This window comes from Microbacterium sp. K35 (assembly GCF_004794375.1).
GTDB classification, from domain to species: Bacteria; Actinomycetota; Actinomycetes; order Actinomycetales; family Microbacteriaceae; genus Microbacterium; species Microbacterium sufflavum.
Genome location: NZ_SSDM01000034.1, coordinates 1 through 1272, shown reverse-complemented (window position 1 = coordinate 1272; position 1272 = coordinate 1). Strand labels below are relative to the sequence as shown.

General features: G+C 71.3%; 2 protein-coding genes. One reads left to right on the top strand and one right to left on the bottom strand.

All coding sequences use genetic code 11. The annotated features are described in order from the left end of the window. Nucleotides 1-307 (bottom strand): DUF2510 domain-containing protein (locus tag DW299_RS19445; protein WP_240745275.1); only part of this gene is annotated, 307 nt, incomplete at its 3' end. A gap of 163 nt (nt 308-470) precedes the next feature. On the opposite strand from DW299_RS19445, the gene ftsE reads away from it, so the two are divergent. Beyond that, nucleotides 471-1272: cell division ATP-binding protein FtsE (ftsE, locus tag DW299_RS00875; protein WP_136035306.1), on the top strand; the 802-nt coding region annotated here is incomplete at its 3' end.

The window sequence follows — 1272 nt, the reverse complement described above, 5'->3', positions numbered from 1 at the left end:
TGAGCGCGGTGGCGTCGGCGGCGGCGGCGGTGGCGTCGGGCGTGGTGGCCTCGGGTGCGGTGGCCTCCGGTGCGGTGGCGTCGGGTGTGGTGGCGTCGGGTGTGGTGGCGTCGGGGGCCGTGGCCTCGGGCTGCGCGTCGGGCACCGCCGCGGCGGGCGCACCCGGCATCGTCTCGGACTCGGATGCCGGGGACTCCTGGGCGGGCACAGCGGGCGTCTCGGGCGCGAAGTGCTCGGTCCACTGCTGGCCGTCCCACCACCGCAGCCGACCGGAGCCGTCGTCGTACCAGCCAGCAGGTGTCGTCATGGAAATCCCCTCCGTGTGCGCGCTCGCGTGGGTGACGCGAATCGACTCTCCATGTATAGCAGTGGGCAGCGACGCCGACACCGTTTGCACAGGTCGACGGCCTGAGGCCGCGCGGGGTGTCGCAGCGGGTCAGCGCAGAGCCCGCGCTTAGGCTCGAATCGCCATGATTCGGTTCGAGAACGTCACGAAGCGCTACCGCGGGACGTCGAAGCCCGCCCTGTCCGGAGTCGACTTCGAAGTGCAACGCGGGGAGTTCGTCTTCCTCGTCGGCGCTTCGGGATCGGGCAAGTCGTCCTGCCTGCGGCTCATCCTGCGGGAGGACGTGCCCACCAGCGGTCGCGTCGCCGTCCTCGGTCGCGATCTCCGCTCCCTCGCGAACCGGAAGGTGCCCTACTTCCGTCGCCACATCGGCTCCGTGTTCCAGGACTTCCGCCTGCTGCCGTCCAAGACCGTGCACCAGAACGTCGCGTTCACGCTGCAGGTCACCGGCTCCTCGCGCGGTTTCATCCAGCAGGCCGTGCCCGAGGCCCTGGCACTGGTCGGGCTCGAGGGCAAGGAGAAGCGCATGCCGCATGAGCTCTCCGGCGGTGAGCAGCAGCGCGTCGCGATCGCCCGTGCCCTCGTGAACCGTCCGCAGGTGCTGCTGGCCGACGAGCCCACCGGAAACCTCGACCCCGCGACCTCCGTCGACATCATGCAGCTGCTCGCCCGCATCAACGCCGGTGGCACGACCGTGCTCATGGCCACGCACGAGGCGGGGTTCGTCGATCAGATGCGTCGCCGCGTGATCGAGCTGCGCGACGGCGAGATGGTGCGCGACGAGGTCCACGGCGGCTACGGCGACACCTCGAACATCCCGCGACTCGCGCCGGAGGAGGTGCGGGGAGCCGCCGCCGCGGCCGCCCTCACCGCGGTGCAGGAGGTGCAGCGGCAGACCGCCGACCTGTCGGTGGTCTGCCGCTGCA